Origin of the sequence: Dyadobacter sp. CY323, assembly GCF_021390245.1 — a bacterium.
Taxonomy (GTDB): domain Bacteria; phylum Bacteroidota; class Bacteroidia; order Cytophagales; family Spirosomataceae; genus Dyadobacter.
This window is the reverse complement of record NZ_JAJUXH010000019.1, coordinates 169,281-186,338: the sequence shown is the minus strand read 5'-3', so window position 1 is coordinate 186,338 and position 17,058 is coordinate 169,281. Positions and strand designations below refer to the sequence as shown.

The 17,058-nt window shown below is 44.6% G+C and carries 21 protein-coding genes and 1 pseudogene; 13 read left to right on the top strand and 9 right to left on the bottom strand.

The genetic code is table 11. The features are described from left to right. Nucleotides 1-147 precede the first annotated feature (147 nt). The gene (locus LZG72_RS23145) at nucleotides 148-648 is read left to right on the top strand and encodes a VanZ family protein (protein ID WP_233877506.1); all 501 of its coding nucleotides are present in this window, start codon (nucleotides 148-150) and stop codon (nucleotides 646-648) included. 79 nt (nucleotides 649-727) lie between these two features. On the opposite strand, the gene LZG72_RS23140 is transcribed toward LZG72_RS23145, so the two are convergent. The 4 genes and pseudogenes from LZG72_RS23140 to LZG72_RS23130 all read right to left on the bottom strand — a co-directional run bounded on the left by LZG72_RS23140 (nucleotide 728) and on the right by LZG72_RS23130 (nucleotide 4,660). Then, the gene (locus LZG72_RS23140) at nucleotides 728-970 is read right to left on the bottom strand and encodes a hypothetical protein (RefSeq protein WP_233877505.1); all 243 of its coding nucleotides are present in this window, start codon (nucleotides 968-970) and stop codon (nucleotides 728-730) included. A 661-nt stretch (nucleotides 971-1,631) separates the two neighbouring features. Next, nucleotides 1,632-4,016, bottom strand: coding sequence for an ABC transporter permease (locus LZG72_RS23135; protein WP_233877504.1), 2,385 nt, complete (start codon nucleotides 4,014-4,016; stop codon nucleotides 1,632-1,634). A 126-nt stretch (nucleotides 4,017-4,142) separates the two neighbouring features. After that, nucleotides 4,143-4,319: pseudogene (locus LZG72_RS29505) on the bottom strand (permease prefix domain 2-containing transporter); the annotation flags it as partial. Nucleotides 4,320-4,333: 14 nt separating this feature from the next. After that, a complete protein-coding gene (locus tag LZG72_RS23130) occupies nucleotides 4,334-4,660 on the bottom strand; it encodes a PadR family transcriptional regulator (RefSeq protein WP_233877503.1) in 327 nt (108 codons plus the stop codon). Between the two features lie 326 nt (nucleotides 4,661-4,986). On the opposite strand from LZG72_RS23130, the gene LZG72_RS23125 reads away from it, so the two are divergent. The 3 genes from LZG72_RS23125 (at nucleotide 4,987) to LZG72_RS23115 (ending at nucleotide 6,711) form a co-directional block, all read left to right on the top strand. Next, nucleotides 4,987-5,760: an NYN domain-containing protein gene (locus LZG72_RS23125; protein ID WP_233877502.1), complete on the top strand. Its 774-nt coding sequence runs from the start codon at nucleotides 4,987-4,989 to the stop codon at nucleotides 5,758-5,760. Nucleotides 5,761-5,828: 68 nt separating this feature from the next. Beyond that, the gene (locus LZG72_RS23120; RefSeq protein ID WP_233877501.1) at nucleotides 5,829-6,200 is read left to right on the top strand and encodes a helix-turn-helix transcriptional regulator; all 372 of its coding nucleotides are present in this window, start codon (nucleotides 5,829-5,831) and stop codon (nucleotides 6,198-6,200) included. 1 nt (nucleotide 6,201) lies between these two features. After that, the gene (locus tag LZG72_RS23115; RefSeq protein WP_233877500.1) at nucleotides 6,202-6,711 is read left to right on the top strand and encodes an SRPBCC domain-containing protein; all 510 of its coding nucleotides are present in this window, start codon (nucleotides 6,202-6,204) and stop codon (nucleotides 6,709-6,711) included. Between the two features lie 7 nt (nucleotides 6,712-6,718). Here LZG72_RS23115 and LZG72_RS23110 read toward each other — a convergent pair whose 3' ends face one another. From LZG72_RS23110 to LZG72_RS23100, 3 genes are read right to left on the bottom strand one after another with little or no spacing between them, the layout of a single operon-like run. Further along, nucleotides 6,719-6,889 carry a hypothetical protein gene (locus tag LZG72_RS23110; RefSeq protein WP_233877499.1) on the bottom strand — a complete coding sequence of 57 codons (171 nt, stop codon included), beginning with the start codon at nucleotides 6,887-6,889 and terminating at the stop codon, nucleotides 6,719-6,721. Between the two features lie 35 nt (nucleotides 6,890-6,924). Continuing rightward, nucleotides 6,925-7,206: a DUF6934 family protein gene (locus tag LZG72_RS23105; protein WP_233877498.1), complete on the bottom strand. Its 282-nt coding sequence runs from the start codon at nucleotides 7,204-7,206 to the stop codon at nucleotides 6,925-6,927. A 1-nt stretch (nucleotide 7,207) separates the two neighbouring features. Then, the gene (locus LZG72_RS23100; protein ID WP_233877497.1) at nucleotides 7,208-7,987 is read right to left on the bottom strand and encodes a hypothetical protein; all 780 of its coding nucleotides are present in this window, start codon (nucleotides 7,985-7,987) and stop codon (nucleotides 7,208-7,210) included. Between the two features lie 144 nt (nucleotides 7,988-8,131). Here LZG72_RS23100 and LZG72_RS23095 point away from each other — a divergent pair, with 144 nt between their 5' ends. From LZG72_RS23095 to LZG72_RS23065, 7 genes are all read left to right on the top strand, one after another. After that, on the top strand, nucleotides 8,132-8,458 hold the full coding sequence (locus tag LZG72_RS23095) for a helix-turn-helix transcriptional regulator (protein WP_233877496.1): 327 nt from the start codon (nucleotides 8,132-8,134) through the stop codon (nucleotides 8,456-8,458). After that, complete coding sequence (locus LZG72_RS23090; protein WP_233877495.1) at nucleotides 8,448-8,951, top strand: SRPBCC domain-containing protein; 504 nt, start codon at nucleotides 8,448-8,450, stop codon at nucleotides 8,949-8,951. Before LZG72_RS23095 ends, LZG72_RS23090 begins: the two co-directional genes overlap by 11 nt. A gap of 12 nt (nucleotides 8,952-8,963) precedes the next feature. Then, nucleotides 8,964-9,386 (top strand): VOC family protein, encoded by a 423-nt coding sequence (locus tag LZG72_RS23085; RefSeq protein ID WP_233877494.1) that lies wholly within the window; start codon nucleotides 8,964-8,966, stop codon nucleotides 9,384-9,386. A 101-nt stretch (nucleotides 9,387-9,487) separates the two neighbouring features. After that, complete coding sequence (locus tag LZG72_RS23080; protein ID WP_233877493.1) at nucleotides 9,488-10,384, top strand: PHB depolymerase family esterase; 897 nt, start codon at nucleotides 9,488-9,490, stop codon at nucleotides 10,382-10,384. Between the two features lie 36 nt (nucleotides 10,385-10,420). Further along, nucleotides 10,421-10,810: a VOC family protein gene (locus LZG72_RS23075; protein WP_233877492.1), complete on the top strand. Its 390-nt coding sequence runs from the start codon at nucleotides 10,421-10,423 to the stop codon at nucleotides 10,808-10,810. Nucleotides 10,811-10,854: 44 nt separating this feature from the next. After that, nucleotides 10,855-11,151 (top strand): Crp/Fnr family transcriptional regulator, encoded by a 297-nt coding sequence (locus tag LZG72_RS23070; protein WP_233877491.1) that lies wholly within the window; start codon nucleotides 10,855-10,857, stop codon nucleotides 11,149-11,151. Nucleotides 11,152-12,586: 1,435 nt separating this feature from the next. Next, a complete protein-coding gene (locus tag LZG72_RS23065) occupies nucleotides 12,587-14,167 on the top strand; it encodes a PQQ-binding-like beta-propeller repeat protein (protein ID WP_233877490.1) in 1,581 nt (526 codons plus the stop codon). 33 nt (nucleotides 14,168-14,200) lie between these two features. On the opposite strand, the gene LZG72_RS23060 is transcribed toward LZG72_RS23065, so the two are convergent. Next, the gene (locus LZG72_RS23060) at nucleotides 14,201-14,545 is read right to left on the bottom strand and encodes a helix-turn-helix domain-containing protein (RefSeq protein WP_233877489.1); all 345 of its coding nucleotides are present in this window, start codon (nucleotides 14,543-14,545) and stop codon (nucleotides 14,201-14,203) included. Between the two features lie 132 nt (nucleotides 14,546-14,677). Between LZG72_RS23060 and LZG72_RS23055 the strand changes: the two genes are divergently transcribed. Then, nucleotides 14,678-15,049, top strand: a complete 372-nt coding sequence (locus tag LZG72_RS23055; RefSeq protein ID WP_233877488.1) for a DoxX family protein — start codon at nucleotides 14,678-14,680, stop codon at nucleotides 15,047-15,049. Nucleotides 15,050-15,088: 39 nt separating this feature from the next. Here LZG72_RS23055 and LZG72_RS23050 read toward each other — a convergent pair whose 3' ends face one another. Then, entirely contained in the window at nucleotides 15,089-15,967 is an 879-nt protein-coding gene (locus LZG72_RS23050) for an SDR family oxidoreductase (RefSeq protein ID WP_233877487.1), read from the bottom strand. 95 nt (nucleotides 15,968-16,062) lie between these two features. On the opposite strand from LZG72_RS23050, the gene LZG72_RS23045 reads away from it, so the two are divergent. Then, on the top strand, nucleotides 16,063-16,926 hold the full coding sequence (locus tag LZG72_RS23045; protein ID WP_233877486.1) for a helix-turn-helix domain-containing protein: 864 nt from the start codon (nucleotides 16,063-16,065) through the stop codon (nucleotides 16,924-16,926). Nucleotides 16,927-17,058: the final 132 nt, after the last annotated feature.

Below are 17,058 nucleotides of genomic sequence, written 5' to 3'. Positions count from 1 at the left end.
CGGAGGTCGGGGAGTCGGGCGCAATAGACAATTAAATAGTATCCATTGGAACACTTATTTTAACTCAATACATATCATTTTCAAAAAAACATAAAATCCTCATCTCACGAGATCTTCCTGACAATCCAACTTGGTAACCAGCAAATTATGACAAGAATCTTATCCGCAGTATTTCTGGTAATATATGTCGTATCATTAATCTGGTTGGTGCTGTTCAAATTGAAACTCAATCTTCCATTACTGTTTCAAAATGAACAAAGAAGCTTGAATCTGATCCCGTTTGGCGCGCCCGCCATTGTAAAAGGACGAATTAATTATGGAGAAATGATCATGAATTGCGTGATCTTCATTCCATTTGGCTTGCTTTTGTGCGCCAATTTCAAGAACGCCAGATTTTTACCAAAACTTGCTATCATATTCGCATTCAGCGTCATCGTGGAATTGCTACAATATATATTCGCCATTGGAGCAACCGACATAACGGACCTAATTACAAATACCTTAGGTGGATTTCTCGGACTTCAAATCTATGATTTGAGCAAAAAGTACATTTCGAGTGAAAAATTAGATCGCATTATCATCGCCATCGGAATACTCTTGCTCCTCATTTTCCTGTTTATGCGGTTTATTTTTATAATTCTGCGGTAATAGGATAAAGTCTAACGCAAAAGCCAGGCAATCAATCAAAATCACCCGGCTTTATTGTTGAAATCCGGCAGCTACTGCCTCAGCTTTTCACCTCCCCAACCTTCTGGAAGAAAAATACCAGCTCTTTGAATGAGGCGAAAATGTCGGCCGCCCGAAGATTGTGGCCCATTTCTCTTTGAGCTACCATGTAACCCGAGTAAATGTCCCAAAGGTCATTGGTCCAAGTAGAGGCGCTGCTCTGGCTGAGCAACTCTGCGACTTCCCGGCCGTAAGCCAGGTGCTTCGAATCCGGAGATTCGTCGGAATTTGGTTGTGTTTGCATTGTGTTACATTTTTTAGGATAAAAAATTAAACTGGGGCGCCCTGCCTTAGGTGTCCTAGCAGATGTAACACCGCTCGGGGAGCTTTCGCCGACCCCCACCATAACAGGGCATTTCTTGCAAGATTCTTCATATGTTACATTTGATTAGGAGCTTGAAGATTCAGAAGAAATTTGGAGAAATGCAAATCTGGGGCAGCGGGAGATTTGAAGAAATGAAAGATCCGAGAAGCTCTTCCGGCCTTTACGGCAATGCTATATAAAGGTCTCCTTCGTATGGATTCTTTGTCGATAGCAAAATATATATTTCAAAAGTCATGGTATTCCAACAAATGTTTTGGCAGGTTTTGATAAAATTCCTACGGCGCAACCCAATTTCAAAATCCTACTGAAAGGCGTTGCAAATGATGGGCGCGATCCTTCTTCAACCGGCCGGAGGCCTACAAATAGCAGGTCCGAATGTGACATTCGGACCAACTGACCAGGAAAGCTGTGGCATTCGAAACGGCTCGATTAGCGTAAATGATACCTGCCAGCGAATGTAGACAAACGATCAAAAATGATTATTTATCCCAAAATCATCTCACATCTCACATTTCACATTTCACATTTCACATTTCACATCTCACATCTCACATTTCACATTTCACATTCAACCCACCTATCACTCCGACCTCAACGCCTTCACCGGATTCATCAACGCAGCCTTCACCGACCGATACCCCACCGTCACAATCGCAATCAAAAACGTAATCCCAATCGCCGCAATGAAAATCGTTGCATTCAAATCAATATGATATTGAAAGTCAGCTAAATACTTATCCATCAGCCACCAACCAATCGGAGCGGCGATGATGAATGCGATTATCAGCAGCGAGGCGAATTGTTTGCCGAAAAGCCAGATGATGCTTCCGATGCCGGCGCCTAAGGTTTTGCGGACTCCTATTTCTTTTGTTTTTTGGGCGGCCATGAAGGAAATGAGACCGTATAGGCCGAGGCAGCCGATGAAGATCGCAATGGCGGCGAAGATCCACATCAGTTTCAGCATCAGCTCGTCCGTTCCGTAAAAGTACGTCAGGTGATCATCCAGAAACTGGTAGGAATAAATGTACTCGGCATTGGTTTCGTTCCAGATCTTTTCGAGGGAAGCGAGCGTTTTGGGTACATTTTGTCCACTGATTTTGAGTGCCGCGCGGTAATAGTGGTCGGATCGGGTGGTCAGACAAACCGGCTCGATCTTGGAGCGGAAAGAGAAGTTATGAAAGTCTTTCATCACACCCACGATGGTGCCATCGGCGTTATTGATATTCACATTTTTACCGATCGCCTCCTCCGGTTTCACACCCAGCTTTTTCGCGGCGGTTTCATTCAGCAGATATTCCCGCACCGTATCGGACTGCGCCAGGTTTCGGCCGGCCACGAGCTGTAATCCAAACATGGAAAGGTACTCAGGATCGCCGGATTTGAGGAAAATCGTGAATTTCTCCGGCTCGGGACGGGACGCATAACGTATGCCGGTATCAAAATTCCCATCCGGTGAGGCCGGCGGCGCTTCGCAGAATGTGATCTTTTCTACTTCGGGCAGCTGCGAAAACCGGGCACGCATGGCGCTGGTTTTGGCCGGGGTAGTTTCGGGAACAGGCAGCATCACGATGGCGTCTTTTTTGAAACCCATATCGGCCTCGCTGTTGAACCGCATCTGGCTGGCGACCACAATGGTGCCGATCAGCAGCGTTTGCGAAATGGCAAACTGAGCCACAACCAGACCTTTGCGAATGGAAAACCCACCAACCTGGCTTTGCGTCAGCTTCCCTTTCAACGCCGCAATCGGCTGGAAACCTGCCAGTACCAGCCCGGGATACGAGCCCGAAATGAAGGTAACGACCACGAGCAGGCAGACAATGAAAATGGGTTGGTTCCAATTCGTCAGCAAGTCGATCGTGACGCGGGTCGACAGCATTACGTTCATGTAAGGCAGGCAAAAATAAGCGAGCGTCACGGCGAAAATGAATGCGATGAGTGTAATGAGTGCCGTTTCGGTGATGAATTGCCAGAAAAGCTGCGATTTCATACTACCCATCACTTTCCTCACGCCGATTTCCTTGCTGCGCCCCAATGCCTGCGCGGTGGCAAGGTTAATGAAATTGACGCAGGCAGTGATGATGAGGAAAACGGCGACGAGCGAGAGCGCCAAAAGCTGGCTTTTCGCAATGGTACCGTCAAATTCCTGGTTCATGTGCATGTCGGAAAGTGGCTGTAAATTAAATTTAAAGGCTTTTGCGTCTTTCGCATTGTAGTATTTGGTAGAAATCCCGGCCATGGCTTTCTGGGCATTGGTAATGTCAGCCTTGGCGGCGCCCGCGCCGGGTTTCAGCAGGACAAAAGCCTGGGTACCGCTGTAAATGCCGCCCCAGCTATTGAGCCATGGCTGGGTTTGGCTGATGGTGACATAAGAAAGGAATATCTCCTGACGGAAATCGGTGTTCTCGGGCAGGTCTTTAATGACGCCGGTGACGGTGAAATCAGTCTTGTTATCGACCCGGAAACTTTTACCAATCGCCTCTTCGCCGTGGAAATACTTGTCCGCGAGTTGCTCCGTGATTACAGCCGTGTTGGGCTGCGAAAGCATCGTTTTGCGATCACCGGCGACAACCGGGAAATCCATGATCTCGAAAAATTGCTGTTCCGTATAAGCCACCCGGTCACCAAACTTGGCTTTGTTTTTTTCAGTGGTAACGGAAATCGTCGCGCCGAAATTGATGAGCATGGAGGCTTTTTCGACGAAAGCAAAATCATTCCGCATCGCCGCCCCAATGGGTTGTGGAACAGTCCCATACTTGCTCACATCTTCCTGATGCAACTCTGAGGTAACCCGGTAAATGCGGTCGGCCTTCTCGTGGAATCTGTCAAAACCTAAATGGTAATTGACGAGCGAAAAGATCAATATCCCACAGCTCATTCCCAGGACAAGCCCGAGGATGTTGATGAGGGTGTAGGATTTGTGGCGCGCGAGGTTGCGTCGGGCGGTGGTGAGGTAGTTTTGGAGCATGGCGGTGTTTGAGCTTTTAGCGGTTAGCTGTTGGCTTTTAGTTTTTTTGGCTATCGGCTGGTTTTGGCGGTTAGGGATTAGCGATTGGCTTTTAGCTTTTTTCGGGGTTAGGAGTCGTTTTTTCAGGAAATAGGGTTTGGCGAATTTTAGGGTTTCTAATGCATATATTCTTTGGGCGGCCTTTACTCCCACCCGTTTTACGTCAAATTCGAATTGCTCTTGCATATCTCCTTGAATCTCTTCGAATAAATCGGGCGGACATAGGAGTTTAAACAATTTACTGGCCCAATGTGGTGGCGACATGTTGTTTTCGTTCTTCATGATTGGGCAGGGTTTACGATGGCGTTCCAGAATTGATCACGGACCTGCTGAATCTCAGCCAGCATTTCGCGGCCTGCGGTGGTGATGCTGAAAAGTCGTTTTCTTCTTCCTCCCCTACTTAATGTGGCGCCGCCCATTTCGGAAGTGACGTACCCTTTTTCTTCGAGCCGGTACAATGCAATGTGCACGGCACTGAGGCTAATGGTGCGGTTGGCGCGTTGGCGCAGCTCTTCCGCGATGCTCACGCCGTATGCCCCGGGGTTCAGGACGGTGACTGCGAGCAGCACAAGTTCTTCAAATTCACCTAAGTACGATCTTCCCATTTTGCTGGAATGTATTTTCTTGATATTTGCTAAACAAATAGCGTTCCTAAGGATATCATCAATTCCTAAGTTCCAGTATATTAATTAGTTAATGCGTATTTTCTGTTTGAAGTTGTTCAATGATTGTTCGGAAATGAACGGATCGTTTGCGGGAATGGACGTGGTGTCAGAATGGAGCTAACCGTAGTCGCCGATCTTTTTCTAAATATATCTCAAAAAACCTACCTTGCGAGACGAAACATAACCGACCTACCTTGCTAGTAATAATTCTTTAAACCAGGAGCGTTGGCTATAACGCGACCAGACTCAACTCAATGCAAAACCAAATGAGCGAAACGAAATTCAACATTGCAGTACTCATCGACGGTGATAATGCGCAGGCGAAGTTCATGAAAGAAATGCTGGAAGAGGTTTCCAAATATGGAAAAGCCACGGTCAGAAGGATTTACGGCGACTGGACGAGCTCTCACATGAACAGTTGGAAGGAAACGGTGAACAACCATTCGATCAGTCCGATCCAGAAATTTTCTTATACGACTGGCAAGAATTCAACCGATAGTTCGCTCATTATCGACGCCATGGACATTTTACACAGCAAAAGTGTCGATGGGTTTTGCATTGTTTCCAGTGACAGCGATTACACCGGATTGGCGAAAAGGATCCGGGAAGAAGGTTTGTTTGTAATGGGTATCGGAAGAAAAACCACGCCGCTTGCATTCGTGAACTCTTGCGAGATTTTCACTTTTAGTGAGAATCTTATTGCTGAGCTGGATACAACAGTCGAGGAAATCGAGGTTAAAAAAATTGATATAGCACCACAAGAAAAACCTCCGAAAGAAGCCAGAAAGCCAGAAACGAAAAGAAAATTCCCGAAAATCGACATGTCGATCATCGATAAAGCATTTGAAATATCGACCAATGAAGAAGAGGAAGCGCTCATTTCGAAAGTAGGCTCGTCGCTTCGCAAAATCGACCCAAGTTTTGATTCCCGCACCTATGGTTTCAAAACGTTGACACAACTTCTCAAAAGTCTCTCAAAATACAAAATCGTGAATAACGAGGTAAATGGATTGAATCATCCGCTGATTAAGTTGAAGTAAGAAGTAGCAAAAAATTTGCGTAAGTAAATACTTACACGTACATTTACGTAAGTAAATACTTACATATTATGTCTATTGAAGCAAGAAGGGATGTATTTCAGGCTATTTCGGATCCTACCCGACGGCAGATCATTGATTTGATCTCACGAAAGTCGATGAATTTGAATGCGATCGCAGATAATTTCCAGATCAGCAGACCGGCGGTTTCCCAACATATCAAAATACTGACCGAATGCGGTATGGTGGTCGTGAGGCAGGAAGGCCGCGAACGGTTTTGTGAAGCGAAACTGGATGGGCTGAGCGAAGTGTCAAATTGGGTGGATCAATACAAACAGTTCTGGAATGAAAAACTGGATTCACTGGGAAGTTATCTCAGTCGGATTCAGGCAAATAATCCATTAAATGACGAATCAAATACGAACCAATCAAACAACTATTGAGATGAGCCAGCTAACAGAGAAAAAAGAAGGTTTAAAAATTGTCAGAGAATTTAAAGCGCCTAAAACTTTGGTATTCGACGCATTTGCGTCACCCGAAGCATTCAGCGAATGGTGGGGACCATCTGGCAGCCAGCTTTCAGTGGAAAGTTTCGACTTTAAACCCGGTGGAAAAGCGCATTACAAAATGGAGGGAAACGGCCATGTAATGTGGGGATTGTTTCAATATAAAAAAATTCAACGTGCTGATCTCCTGGAATTTGTAAACTCCTTTGCAGATGCCGAGGGTAACATAATTACCTCTCCGTTTCCCATGGATTTTCCGCTTGAAGTCCTTAATCAGATCACATTGGAAGAAAATAATGGCGTGACAACTCTAACAATTCAAGGACAACCTATCAATGCGACTACGGCGCAGGAAGAGACTTACTTTTCCATCATGGATAGTATGCACCAAGGTTTTGGCGGGACTTTTGATCAGCTGGAAACTTATCTGGAAAAGGTGCAGGAATGATGAAGTTCTAGGATTTTAGAAATTCCTTCGGGATCGGATTTCTTTCGAGAAAAATCTTCGCTTCCTGAGCTTTTCTCGAAAGGGTTCTTGAAGTCGCTTCGGAAGTTGAAGGCAACTCCACGGCGACATGTCTCTTTTCGTCCGATTCTTTCTTAGTATTAAATGCTGTGATGTCCATGTTTTTTTCAGAAGTGTTATTTCAAATTTAACCAATCATTTCAGGTTTAACAAAAATGCATCATAATTGATATTTGGTCTGAATACCTCCCACTTTCCGGAACGACCGAAGGGCCAGGCCCCGATCAGATCGGGATTGGCATCTTCAAATACTTTAAACCCGTATACATGATGTCGTTCGGATAAATATGCGAGGTTTTTGTTTATACCTATCTGATATTTACGGGTTCTGACTGCAAGCTTTCCAGGAGGGGTCAGGCCAGTGGCACAAATGCTAGCCTTAGGATATGCGTCAAGAAATTCGATTGTCTTCTTCACTTCAAAACTCATACTGAACCCCTTCCGGCAATGCCTCCACAGCCACCTTCATCCACCTTCCTTTGATCTTGATCACCACAATATCCCGGTCTTTGTCGTAAAAAATAGTACCATCTCCCCCATTCTTCAACTCTTTGTAATTCACATATTTGGCGTCTTTCTCGGCATTCTTCTCATCATCGCCGTCGGGTTTTGTGACTGAAATATCATCCTTTCCGATGGACCCCAAAGTGAGTGCGTTAGTCAGTTTGAGAGAGCCGTAAAACAACGCTTTATCGCGGCCGAACATAAAGGAATGCTGTTTTACATCCGAGCCGATCTTGAACCAGTTGTATGCCGTTTCATCGTGATTGTAAACCGTTGAGTAATAGTAAAGTTCTGCAACAGGACGTTCCATCTCGATGTGTTTATTAACCAGCATGGTAATCCGGGATTTGTCATCTTTCGCATACCCTTCGAATACATGATACCCCCAGCGCTTTTTGTTCCTTTCTTCCGCATTACCACGGACCTGGATCATGTAAGGTGTACTCAAAATGCCGTTTACCGCGGTGTACATCGGCGTTTTAGCAGGTGAAAACCCAAAACTATACCCACGTTCTTTCCACCGGGACCAAGTAGTATCAATATCCGATTGCAGCTCGATCCGCTTTTGAGACGAAGTTTCACTGCCGCTCCGCAGGTGGATATAGTTTGTAAAAACAGCCGAAGGATTACTCTCCTGTTGCGCAAATGCGGCATTTGAAATAATAAAAAGGAAGAAAAGGTGACGCAATTTCATAAAACGGACAAGCAGGTTAGAATACAACTTATGACCATTCAAGAAAGAAAAAAGTAGGCGAAAGAAAAAACCTTAAAAAAACTTGCGCAACCGATTAATTGCATTTATATTCGCAACCGATCGGTAGCAAATGAACTTTTGAAAATGAGACGAGACGTATTTCAGGCCATAGCAGACCCTACCCGCCGGGCTATCTTAACATTGATTGCCTTGCAGGCCATGACGCCCAATGCATTGGCAGAACATTTCGATACGAGCAGGCAGGCAGTTTCCAAGCACATTAAGATATTGGCGGAATGCCAGCTTGTGGACCAGCAGCAACACGGAAGGGAGATTTATTATCACTTTAATCCCGAGAAAATGAAAGAAGTAGCAGATTGGCTCGCGCCATTCCAGAAAATGTGGGAAGAGCGCTTCGACCGTTTAGACAACCTATTGGAAAACCTTAAAGCCCAGCAAAATGTCAGGTAAAAACACAACCAGGATCACAGCCGAAAAAGGCAAGCAGGAATTTTTTATTGAGCGCGAATTTGAAGCGCCCAGAGAACTGGTATTCCGCACGTTCAATGAGCCCGAATTCCTGCTCCAGTGGATGGGACCGTCGAATATGGAGATGAGAATCGACAAGCTCGACAATCGCTCAGGAGGCTCGTATCGGTTCGTCCACTCACTTTGTAATGGCGGCGGGGAATTTGGATTTAACGGTGTGATCCATGAAGTAAGCGCCCCGGAAAGGCTGATCAGAACGTTTGAATTTGAGGGGCTGCCCGAGCGCGGGCATGTTTCGCTGGAATTTCTTACATTAACAGAACTTCCAGGAAACAGGACCAGGGTACACATTCAATCCGTTTTCAAATCCGTGGAAGACCGCGACGGTTTGCTTCAATCGGGAATGGAAGGCGGGCTCAATGAGGGTTATAATAAACTGGACGAATTATTGGCAAGTAGCATTATAAACAATTAAATATCAGATAACATGATCAAGCCACTTTATCCGTGCCTTTGGTACGACGGAAACGCCAAGGAAGCTGCTGAATATTATTGCGCGATTTTCAAAAGCTCAAAGATCACGAGCGAAAATCCGATGGTCGTGAGCTTCGAGCTTAACGGCTTTAAATTTATGGGGTTGAACGGAGGGCCGCATTACAAATTCTCGCCCGCCACTTCTTTCGTGGTTGAATGTGACACGCAGGAAGAAATCGATTATTACTGGGAAAAACTCGGCGAGGGAGGTTCATACAACCAATGCGGCTGGCTCGACGATAAGTTCGGAATGTCTTGGCAAATAGTACCTGCTGTTTTGTCAAAACTAATGTCCGATCCTGAAAAGGCACCGAGGGTTGTCGAAGCATTTATGCAGATGACCAAGTTTGATATTGCTGCGCTGGAGAATGCATGAAGATGTGGTGCCTGGGGTGACTAGAAATGACAATACTCATCTGTTCCTGGCTATAAATGATATAAAAGTGGAAAAATATCAGCTAAAATGTAACTTGCGCAATGCATTTAGCCACCTTTCCCAACATGTTCAAGCACATTCTTTCCACGCTTTTTTTCATCTCTTGTCTTTCGGTCAAAGCGCAGTTGACCTCCGATTCTCTTCTGATTGAGGGTCGCCACCGTGTTTTTGTTTATGATAAATCTGTGAAAGAAAAGCCCGGTGCCAGCCTTGTTTTTGTAATGCACGGCTCCGGTGGCGAACCGATAGGGTTTGCACCTCGGGCAGCGAAGTTGCAGGCAAAAGCCGAGGCTGAAAACCTGGTACTCGTGTACCCGGCTGGTTATAAAAGATATTGGAACGAATGTCGCAAAGCATCCACGGCGGTAGCGAATACTGAAAATCTGAATGAGGAAGCCTTTTTCTCAGCTATGATTGATTTCTTTTCCAATAAATACAAGATCAATAAAGCACATGTTTTTGCAACCGGATTTTCGGGTGGCGGGCATATGTCGTACAAGCTGGCGTTGACCATGCCTGGGAAAATTAAAGCAATTTCGGCAATCGTGGCCAACATGCCTACCGAGGAAAACATGGATTGCACACCCATGAATGTCGCATTACCGGTGATGATTACCAATGGTACGGCCGATGCAACCAACCCGTACGATGGCGGTGAAGTAAAAACATCCGGAGTAACGCTCGGCACTGTACGCGCGACGGATCAGTCATTTCAATATTGGGCAAAGCTTGACGGTTACAGCGGGAAGCCAGCCAAATCGATGATGCCCGACGCGGATCCAAACAATGATATTACCATCGAAAAATACACCTATCAAAAGAAAGGCAAACCCGAAGTGACGCTGCTAAAAGTCATCAACGGCAAGCACGAGTTTTTGACGGATATGGATGTTTTTGAAGAGACTTGGGAGTTTTTTAAAAGGCAGATTAAAAAGTAAATGTTACTAAGTGTGTTTAATCCCTGACACCATCCCATGCCCAAAACACCAACATTCGCCCCGCAACTTTGGATTCCAAATGGAGTTACCAACGTTGATTTCTACATAAAAGCGTTTGGAGCCGTGGAGCTCAGGCGGTTTTCTAATGACGATGGCAGCATTCACGTTTCCGAATTGTCGATCGATGGCGCCATTTTTCATCTGCACGAAGAAACGCGTAATCCTGCCACGTTTAATCCAGCACGTCACCAGGGAACAACGGTAACCCTTGGACTGTTTGTCCCGGATGTGGATTCAGTGATGGACACCGCCGTCGCTGCGGGTGCCGTGGTGCTTTCACCCGCGCAGGATTATGACTATGGATACCGGCAAGGAGAAGTGAAAGACCCGTTCGGGCATATCTGGATGATTGAAATGAAGATTTGACAGATCGCAGGCATAATTGTGCTTGATAAAACACACTATAAAAATTGGATGCATTTACCACTCACCTATGCTCAATAGTTGATTTGCCCGTCCCGGCACAGGAGGCTATTCGCGCTATTACAGTTCACCGACATTTAACACAAGGCACAAGATTATTAACAAATGGCGAAACCTGTAAAGAATTTCATTTTTTAGCATCAGGTCTGGTTCGAGTATTCTATTACAAAGACGGCAAGGATGTTACGGCGTGGTTTGCGACGCAAGGTGGGATTGCCAGTGCTATTGACAGTCTGTTTTCTGGTCAATCCTCAATTTATAATATTGAGTTACTAGAAGATTGAGAAATTTAAAGTCTTCAATATTGTAAGCTAGAGCCTATTTTCAAGGCATACCCCATTGTAGAAAGATTAGGCCGCTTAATGATCACAAAAAACTACCTTCTCCTGGATGAACGAATGAAACTTTTCGCTTTTTGCAGCGCCGAAGAACGTTATGAACGCTTGTTAGGTCAATTACCTGACATTTTTCAGAGGATAAAGCTTGGACATATAGCATCTTACCTGGGTATTACGCAAGAACACCTCAGTAGAATAAGAGGAGCTTACAAAAAGCCAAATAAATTCCGATAATAGCCTGACGCTCCTTCTTCGGACTATTATCGGAATACAAGATTTAGACTGATACTGTTTCGTTTATTTGCCTTGTAGTTTTTGCAAAATCCAGCATACTACAGCAAAAACGGTAAAGGAAAGGATCAAAAAATAACAAAGTACAAACCAGCCTACGGTGAAAGACTTATCGTGTTCATTTTTAAAAAACGGTAGCAGCCCCCATATTTGATAGGCGACAAAAATGACAGTTACGGACACGGCACTCACTTTAATGACTTGATTGTTACTTTCCCATAAAGATCTCAATGTCTTGACTATAAAGTAAGTAAGTAGTGAGAGATAAATAACGGAAGGAATTAAAATCTCCATAGATTGAATGTTTAATTGCATGGCCCCTTATGTGAACTCGTTCAGGTTGTCGACATTGAATTTGGATAAAAGCCAACCACCTGTCTGGTAATTACCCCATTCGTATTTTTTTCTAACCCTATAAACGTGTGCCCAACATTTGTTCCTAATGCCGTCTTTCCTGAACCAGACGCTGGTTCCGCGACATAGATTGTTACTTTATAAGTTGAGTTTGCGTCAATAGTACCAAAGCATTTAACGAATTTCTGTATATCAATAGATGGCTTAGCAAAACCGGGGATTCCGAATTTGAAGAAGCTCCTCACCATTCACACTTTTCAATAATGCGACTGGCTTCCCCCTTTTAAAGGAAAAACCGTTCAATAACGCTCCATTCCAGTCCCTCACAGTCATAGCTCCTGTAAAATTGTTTAAGCTAATGCCAACAGCTGTGTGTTTGGCAGGTGTAAATCGATGCCGTCTTATTCGATTGAGTGATAGAAACAGGTGTTACCTCTTCCTGTTGGCAACCCAAAAATGCAAGAGATAGCATCAAAAAGAGTGTGATGTATTTAGACATAATGCGCATAAGAAATATATTTAGGTGACTGATTATTTGACCGCCAAATCTCCATTGACCTTGAATTATTTCCTTTGATATTTATCAAAAAAGCACGGGCATATCTGGATGATCGAGATGAAGATTTGACAGATCGCACGCACCCATTGCAAATCTTCATCCAATTCCCTAAGTTTCCATCGATATACTTAATCGGTATCGCCCTAATTCAACCTACCTTAATCAATCAGTGCCCGAATGAAAAAAATGCTCGTGTTTTTGCTCCTTTTTGGGGCTCTGAACCATTCTTTTGCCCAATCGAAAACCCAAATTGCCATTACAACCAGTGAGGTTGGTACCGACTACCGCACCAATACACCAATAATGGCCAGAGAATATCAGTTCGATCTGCCCGTTTTCCGATTCTATCCCGCCCCAAATCATCAAATGCTTACCGTTCAGGTCCGGAAGAAAACGGCATCGACGGGATTGTGGAAATCAACCGGCAGGCTTACAGTCGCCGATCCCGGGACGGGGCAAATTAAATGGCAGAAAAAACTTAACTATACCGGGACCGTTGTACAACAGCTTGACAATGTGATATTTGAGCAAAAAGGAAATAAACTTTCGCGACTAAATGCCATAGACGGGAAAACCATCTGGAACCGGGCAACGACTGCATACCGTTTATTTCCCGAGTTTGATCTGGCCTTGTGCTACGATACTCCGACCACGGGCTTCACAACGCTTTATGGAATCAATACCTCAACAGGCCAGTCGATTTGGAAAAGGGACATTTCGGGAGAATATGGCTGGCAAAATACGGATATGATTGCAGATTCGACGTTAATGGTCGTCGCTCAGGGCCTTCATACTCTGGATGTCCGGGATGGCACGGGTTGGGACATAAACCGTGTTTCGCATGCCAAGAAAACCGATATGGCAAAGGTTGGACTGGCTATTCTGGGTGGTGCTGCCGGCGCTGCAATGGGCTATATGATGATCCCCTACGGCACATTTTCTGATTATTATCTAAACATTTCCTCCAATATACTATACGACGGGGATGAGTTTTACTTTGCTGCGAAGGACAAAATAAGTCGTCACACATTGGATGGAAAGGCACTGTGGAAAACGGACCTGGATCAAAAAAAGACAAGTAAATCACATCTTTTCAAGGAAGGAAACACGATTTACATGCTTAATAGCGGTTACGCGCTGAAATATGGCCGCCCCGCTGCTTTGGGAAATCCATATGTTGTTGCTTTTGACGCTGAGTCGGGGACACAACTGTTTCTGAAAGAATGGGAAGAACGCAAGAACTTCGTATCGGATTACCTGATTGAAGGCAACGAACTGTATCTGCTCTACCAGGACAGAGTTGATATTCAACGGTTTTCGCCGGAGGGACTTCAACAAAAATACATCGCAAGGATCGATCAGGATGCTAAAATGAGCTCATTTGTGACCGACGAAATCTTCATGAAACAGGATAGCTCCTATTCACAGACAAGTCTTGACCGCGACCATTTCTATATTTTTTCAGAAAAAGGCGAGCTTTTCAGATTCAGTAATGATTTTGAGAGTTCAGAAAAGGTGGATATGAATTCGCTTTATAAAAACTACCTTCAGACTGATGAATATCTGTTTTTGGGCAACAAAAGCGAAACCCGGATCCTCGAAAAGACCACTCGTCGCGAAGTAGCGCGATGCGACGCGCCGATCAGTTCAATGCGATACGATAAAAAGCTCTACTACGCAAAAGACAACAAGCTTTGTGAACTGGACATCAGTAACTTCATCTCAAAACAATCCCCCGCAACCCCATTCTCAAACTAGCCTCAAAACAAAACACATCTCACATCTCACATCTCACTTCTCACCCCCCATCACTTCACCCCGATGCCTCAACCCCCAATCATACAATTCATCCAGAAGCTTTTGAAGTGACTTTCCATGCGGCGTGATGCTGTATTCAACGGTGGGCGGGAATGTATCATAAACGTCCCTTTTTACCAGTTTGTTGGTTTCGAGGATCTTCAATTCCTTTGAAAGCATTTTGTCGGTAATGCCACCAATTTCTTTTGATATCTGTTTGAAACGTTTGTTTCCTGCGGACAAAGAGAGAATGATCAGCAGTTTCCAACGGCCTTCCAGAGCTTCCAAAGCGTCTTTAATTGCCAGTACATTTGTCGGACATCCTTCCCGGGTGATCATTGTCTTTCGTTACGTTAACATCCATTTATACGATACTATCTTATTGGATATCGCTATCCGTGTAGATAGTACTATCTCACAGATAGCAAACAAAGATACTTTTGTTTTCAACCAATCACTGTAAAAAATCACATGACAACAAAAACAAAACGTATCGTCGCTACCGTATTAATCGCCATTCCCACACTTGTATTGATCATAGGCGGCCTCCTGAAAATACTGAACAAAGAACCCGAATCAGTCATGCAATTTTTAACTGAGGCCGGTTTCGGAAACTACATCTTGCTTCTTGGACTGGGCGAATTGATCATCGCTGCCTTGCTTATTTATCCTAAAACAATCAAAATAGGCTTTCTGCTGGCCAGCAGCTACTTCGGCGGCGCATTGTGTTTAGAGATTTCCGGCGGGCAACCTCCGGTTTCTGCAGTTTTTCTAACGATACTTTGGGTCGGTATGTTTTTAAAAGAACAAGGTATGTTTCTGTTGGCTCCCGCAGAGAATTGAACAAATACCTGGCCCAAATCCTCTTTAATGCGTTTGCTTTTATCGAAACAACGTCGCATAATCCGTTGCAAACGCATCAAAGCTGCGAGGTTCGGCTCCTGTGGATTCGAAAACACCTTTCGCAATTTCAGCGGCCTCGCCCCTTTTGTAATGCGCGTAATCTTCCACTAAACCGTCGGCCTGCCATTCGGGAAAACCAGCATGAATGAGCGTTTCACGAAGTGCGTCAGACGGAACATCCACAAACAGGATGTTTTTACCGGTGGCGAGCGATAACTTATCCGCCATTTCGTAATGCGACAATGCTTCCGGACCGGTCAGGTTGTACGTTTTATTTTCATGTTTCCGGTCAATCAGCGATTCTCCGGCAGCGGCTGCAATGTCCCGGGTGTCAATCAGGGATATTTTAGCATCGCCAATGGCCCCAAAAAATTGCCCCTGATATTTGATCAAATCTTTAAAACCCAGCAAACCCTGCATAAAAAGATTAGGTCTCAAAAATGTGAATTTCATCCCGGATTCCCGGATTTTTTGTTCCACAACCGCGTGGTATCTCAAAAATCGAACAGGCGAATGCGCTTCCGAGGCCCATTGCGACAATTTTACTATGTGCGTTACACCTGATTTCAGAGCTGCATCTACAAATCTTAACTGTTGCTCCTCTGCCTGCTCCGATGAATTTGTCAAGAGAAATACCCGCTCGATTCCATTTAATGCATTTTCAAGGGAGTTTGTATCGTTAAAATCTCCCAGAACTACTTCGGCTCCTGAAATCGCTGTAAGTTCAGACGCTTTTTCAAGGGAACGCACCATCGCTTTAAATGGTATTTCCTTGGCAGAAAGGTATTTAACTAATTCCATACCGATAGTACCGGTCGCTCCGGTGATCAGGATTTTAGGTGATTTTGAATCTGACATTTGAATGAATCATTAAGTGTTTGACTTATTTTTATCAAAAAAAGATTCATTAGAACAGGTAAAATTGTAAGAAAACGAAAGCGTAAGGAGGTTTTATGGATCAGATTGGCAGACACGTTGAAGTAACCGGCCCGCTGGAAGAAGTGATCAAGCATTTCTATTGCATTCACACCCCAGCCGACTTTCCTACCCTCGGTCAGCATTTGTCACCCAGCCTGGAAGTGATGTTGATTTTTAATTTTGGCCCGGCGTTAAAGGTGTCATTTGGAGATCAGGAATATGGAAAAATTGCCATAGATCGCATCGGGCTGACCGGTCCGCTCAGAAAAAGGCTTAATTATGAGGTTTTGGCGAATACCGACTTGATTGCCATTGTATTTAATCCGAATGGGTTTTACAGATTGTTTCAAATACCTGCTGATGAAATGCAGGATGACCTCGTTTACGACCCCGACAAACTACTGAATATTACCGGATTTGGTGAGTTATGGGAAATTTTGAATGGAATGCAGGCCCTCGATGACCGGATTGCGCTGCTGCTCGAATACGGCAATATATACTTCCAGGATGTGGATGACCAGACCGTTCCCTTATTAGCGGGGATAAACCAGCATCAAGGTACATTCGCGCAACCTTCCAAAGCCATTGCCATTGATACCGATCTTTCCGAACGCACCATTCAAATGCGTTTTAAGAAGTACCTGGGCTTTTCAACCAAAGAACTGTCGCGGTTTCTTCGTTTTAAACAGGTCATTGATTTTATTCAAAAGCAGGAAAAAGAGGTCGACTGGTTGCTGATCGTAGATCAATTTGGTTATTACGACCAAAGTCACCTGATAAAGGACTTTAAATACTACCTGGCTACTACACCAAGAAAATTCGTTCAGGACTTTTTGGGAAAAGAGTTTTGTGTGAGCCGACCAGGAAAAGATCATACTTATTTGCCCCATTCTCAGTAAACTTTTCATTTCAACCTTAAAAACTCATGCGCTGCGCCGGTTGTGAACGTTTCATTTGGGAAAGCAGCCTCCATCCGACCAACACCAAACTTCTTCAACCTACCGATGGTGCACAAAAACCCTGCAACGAAA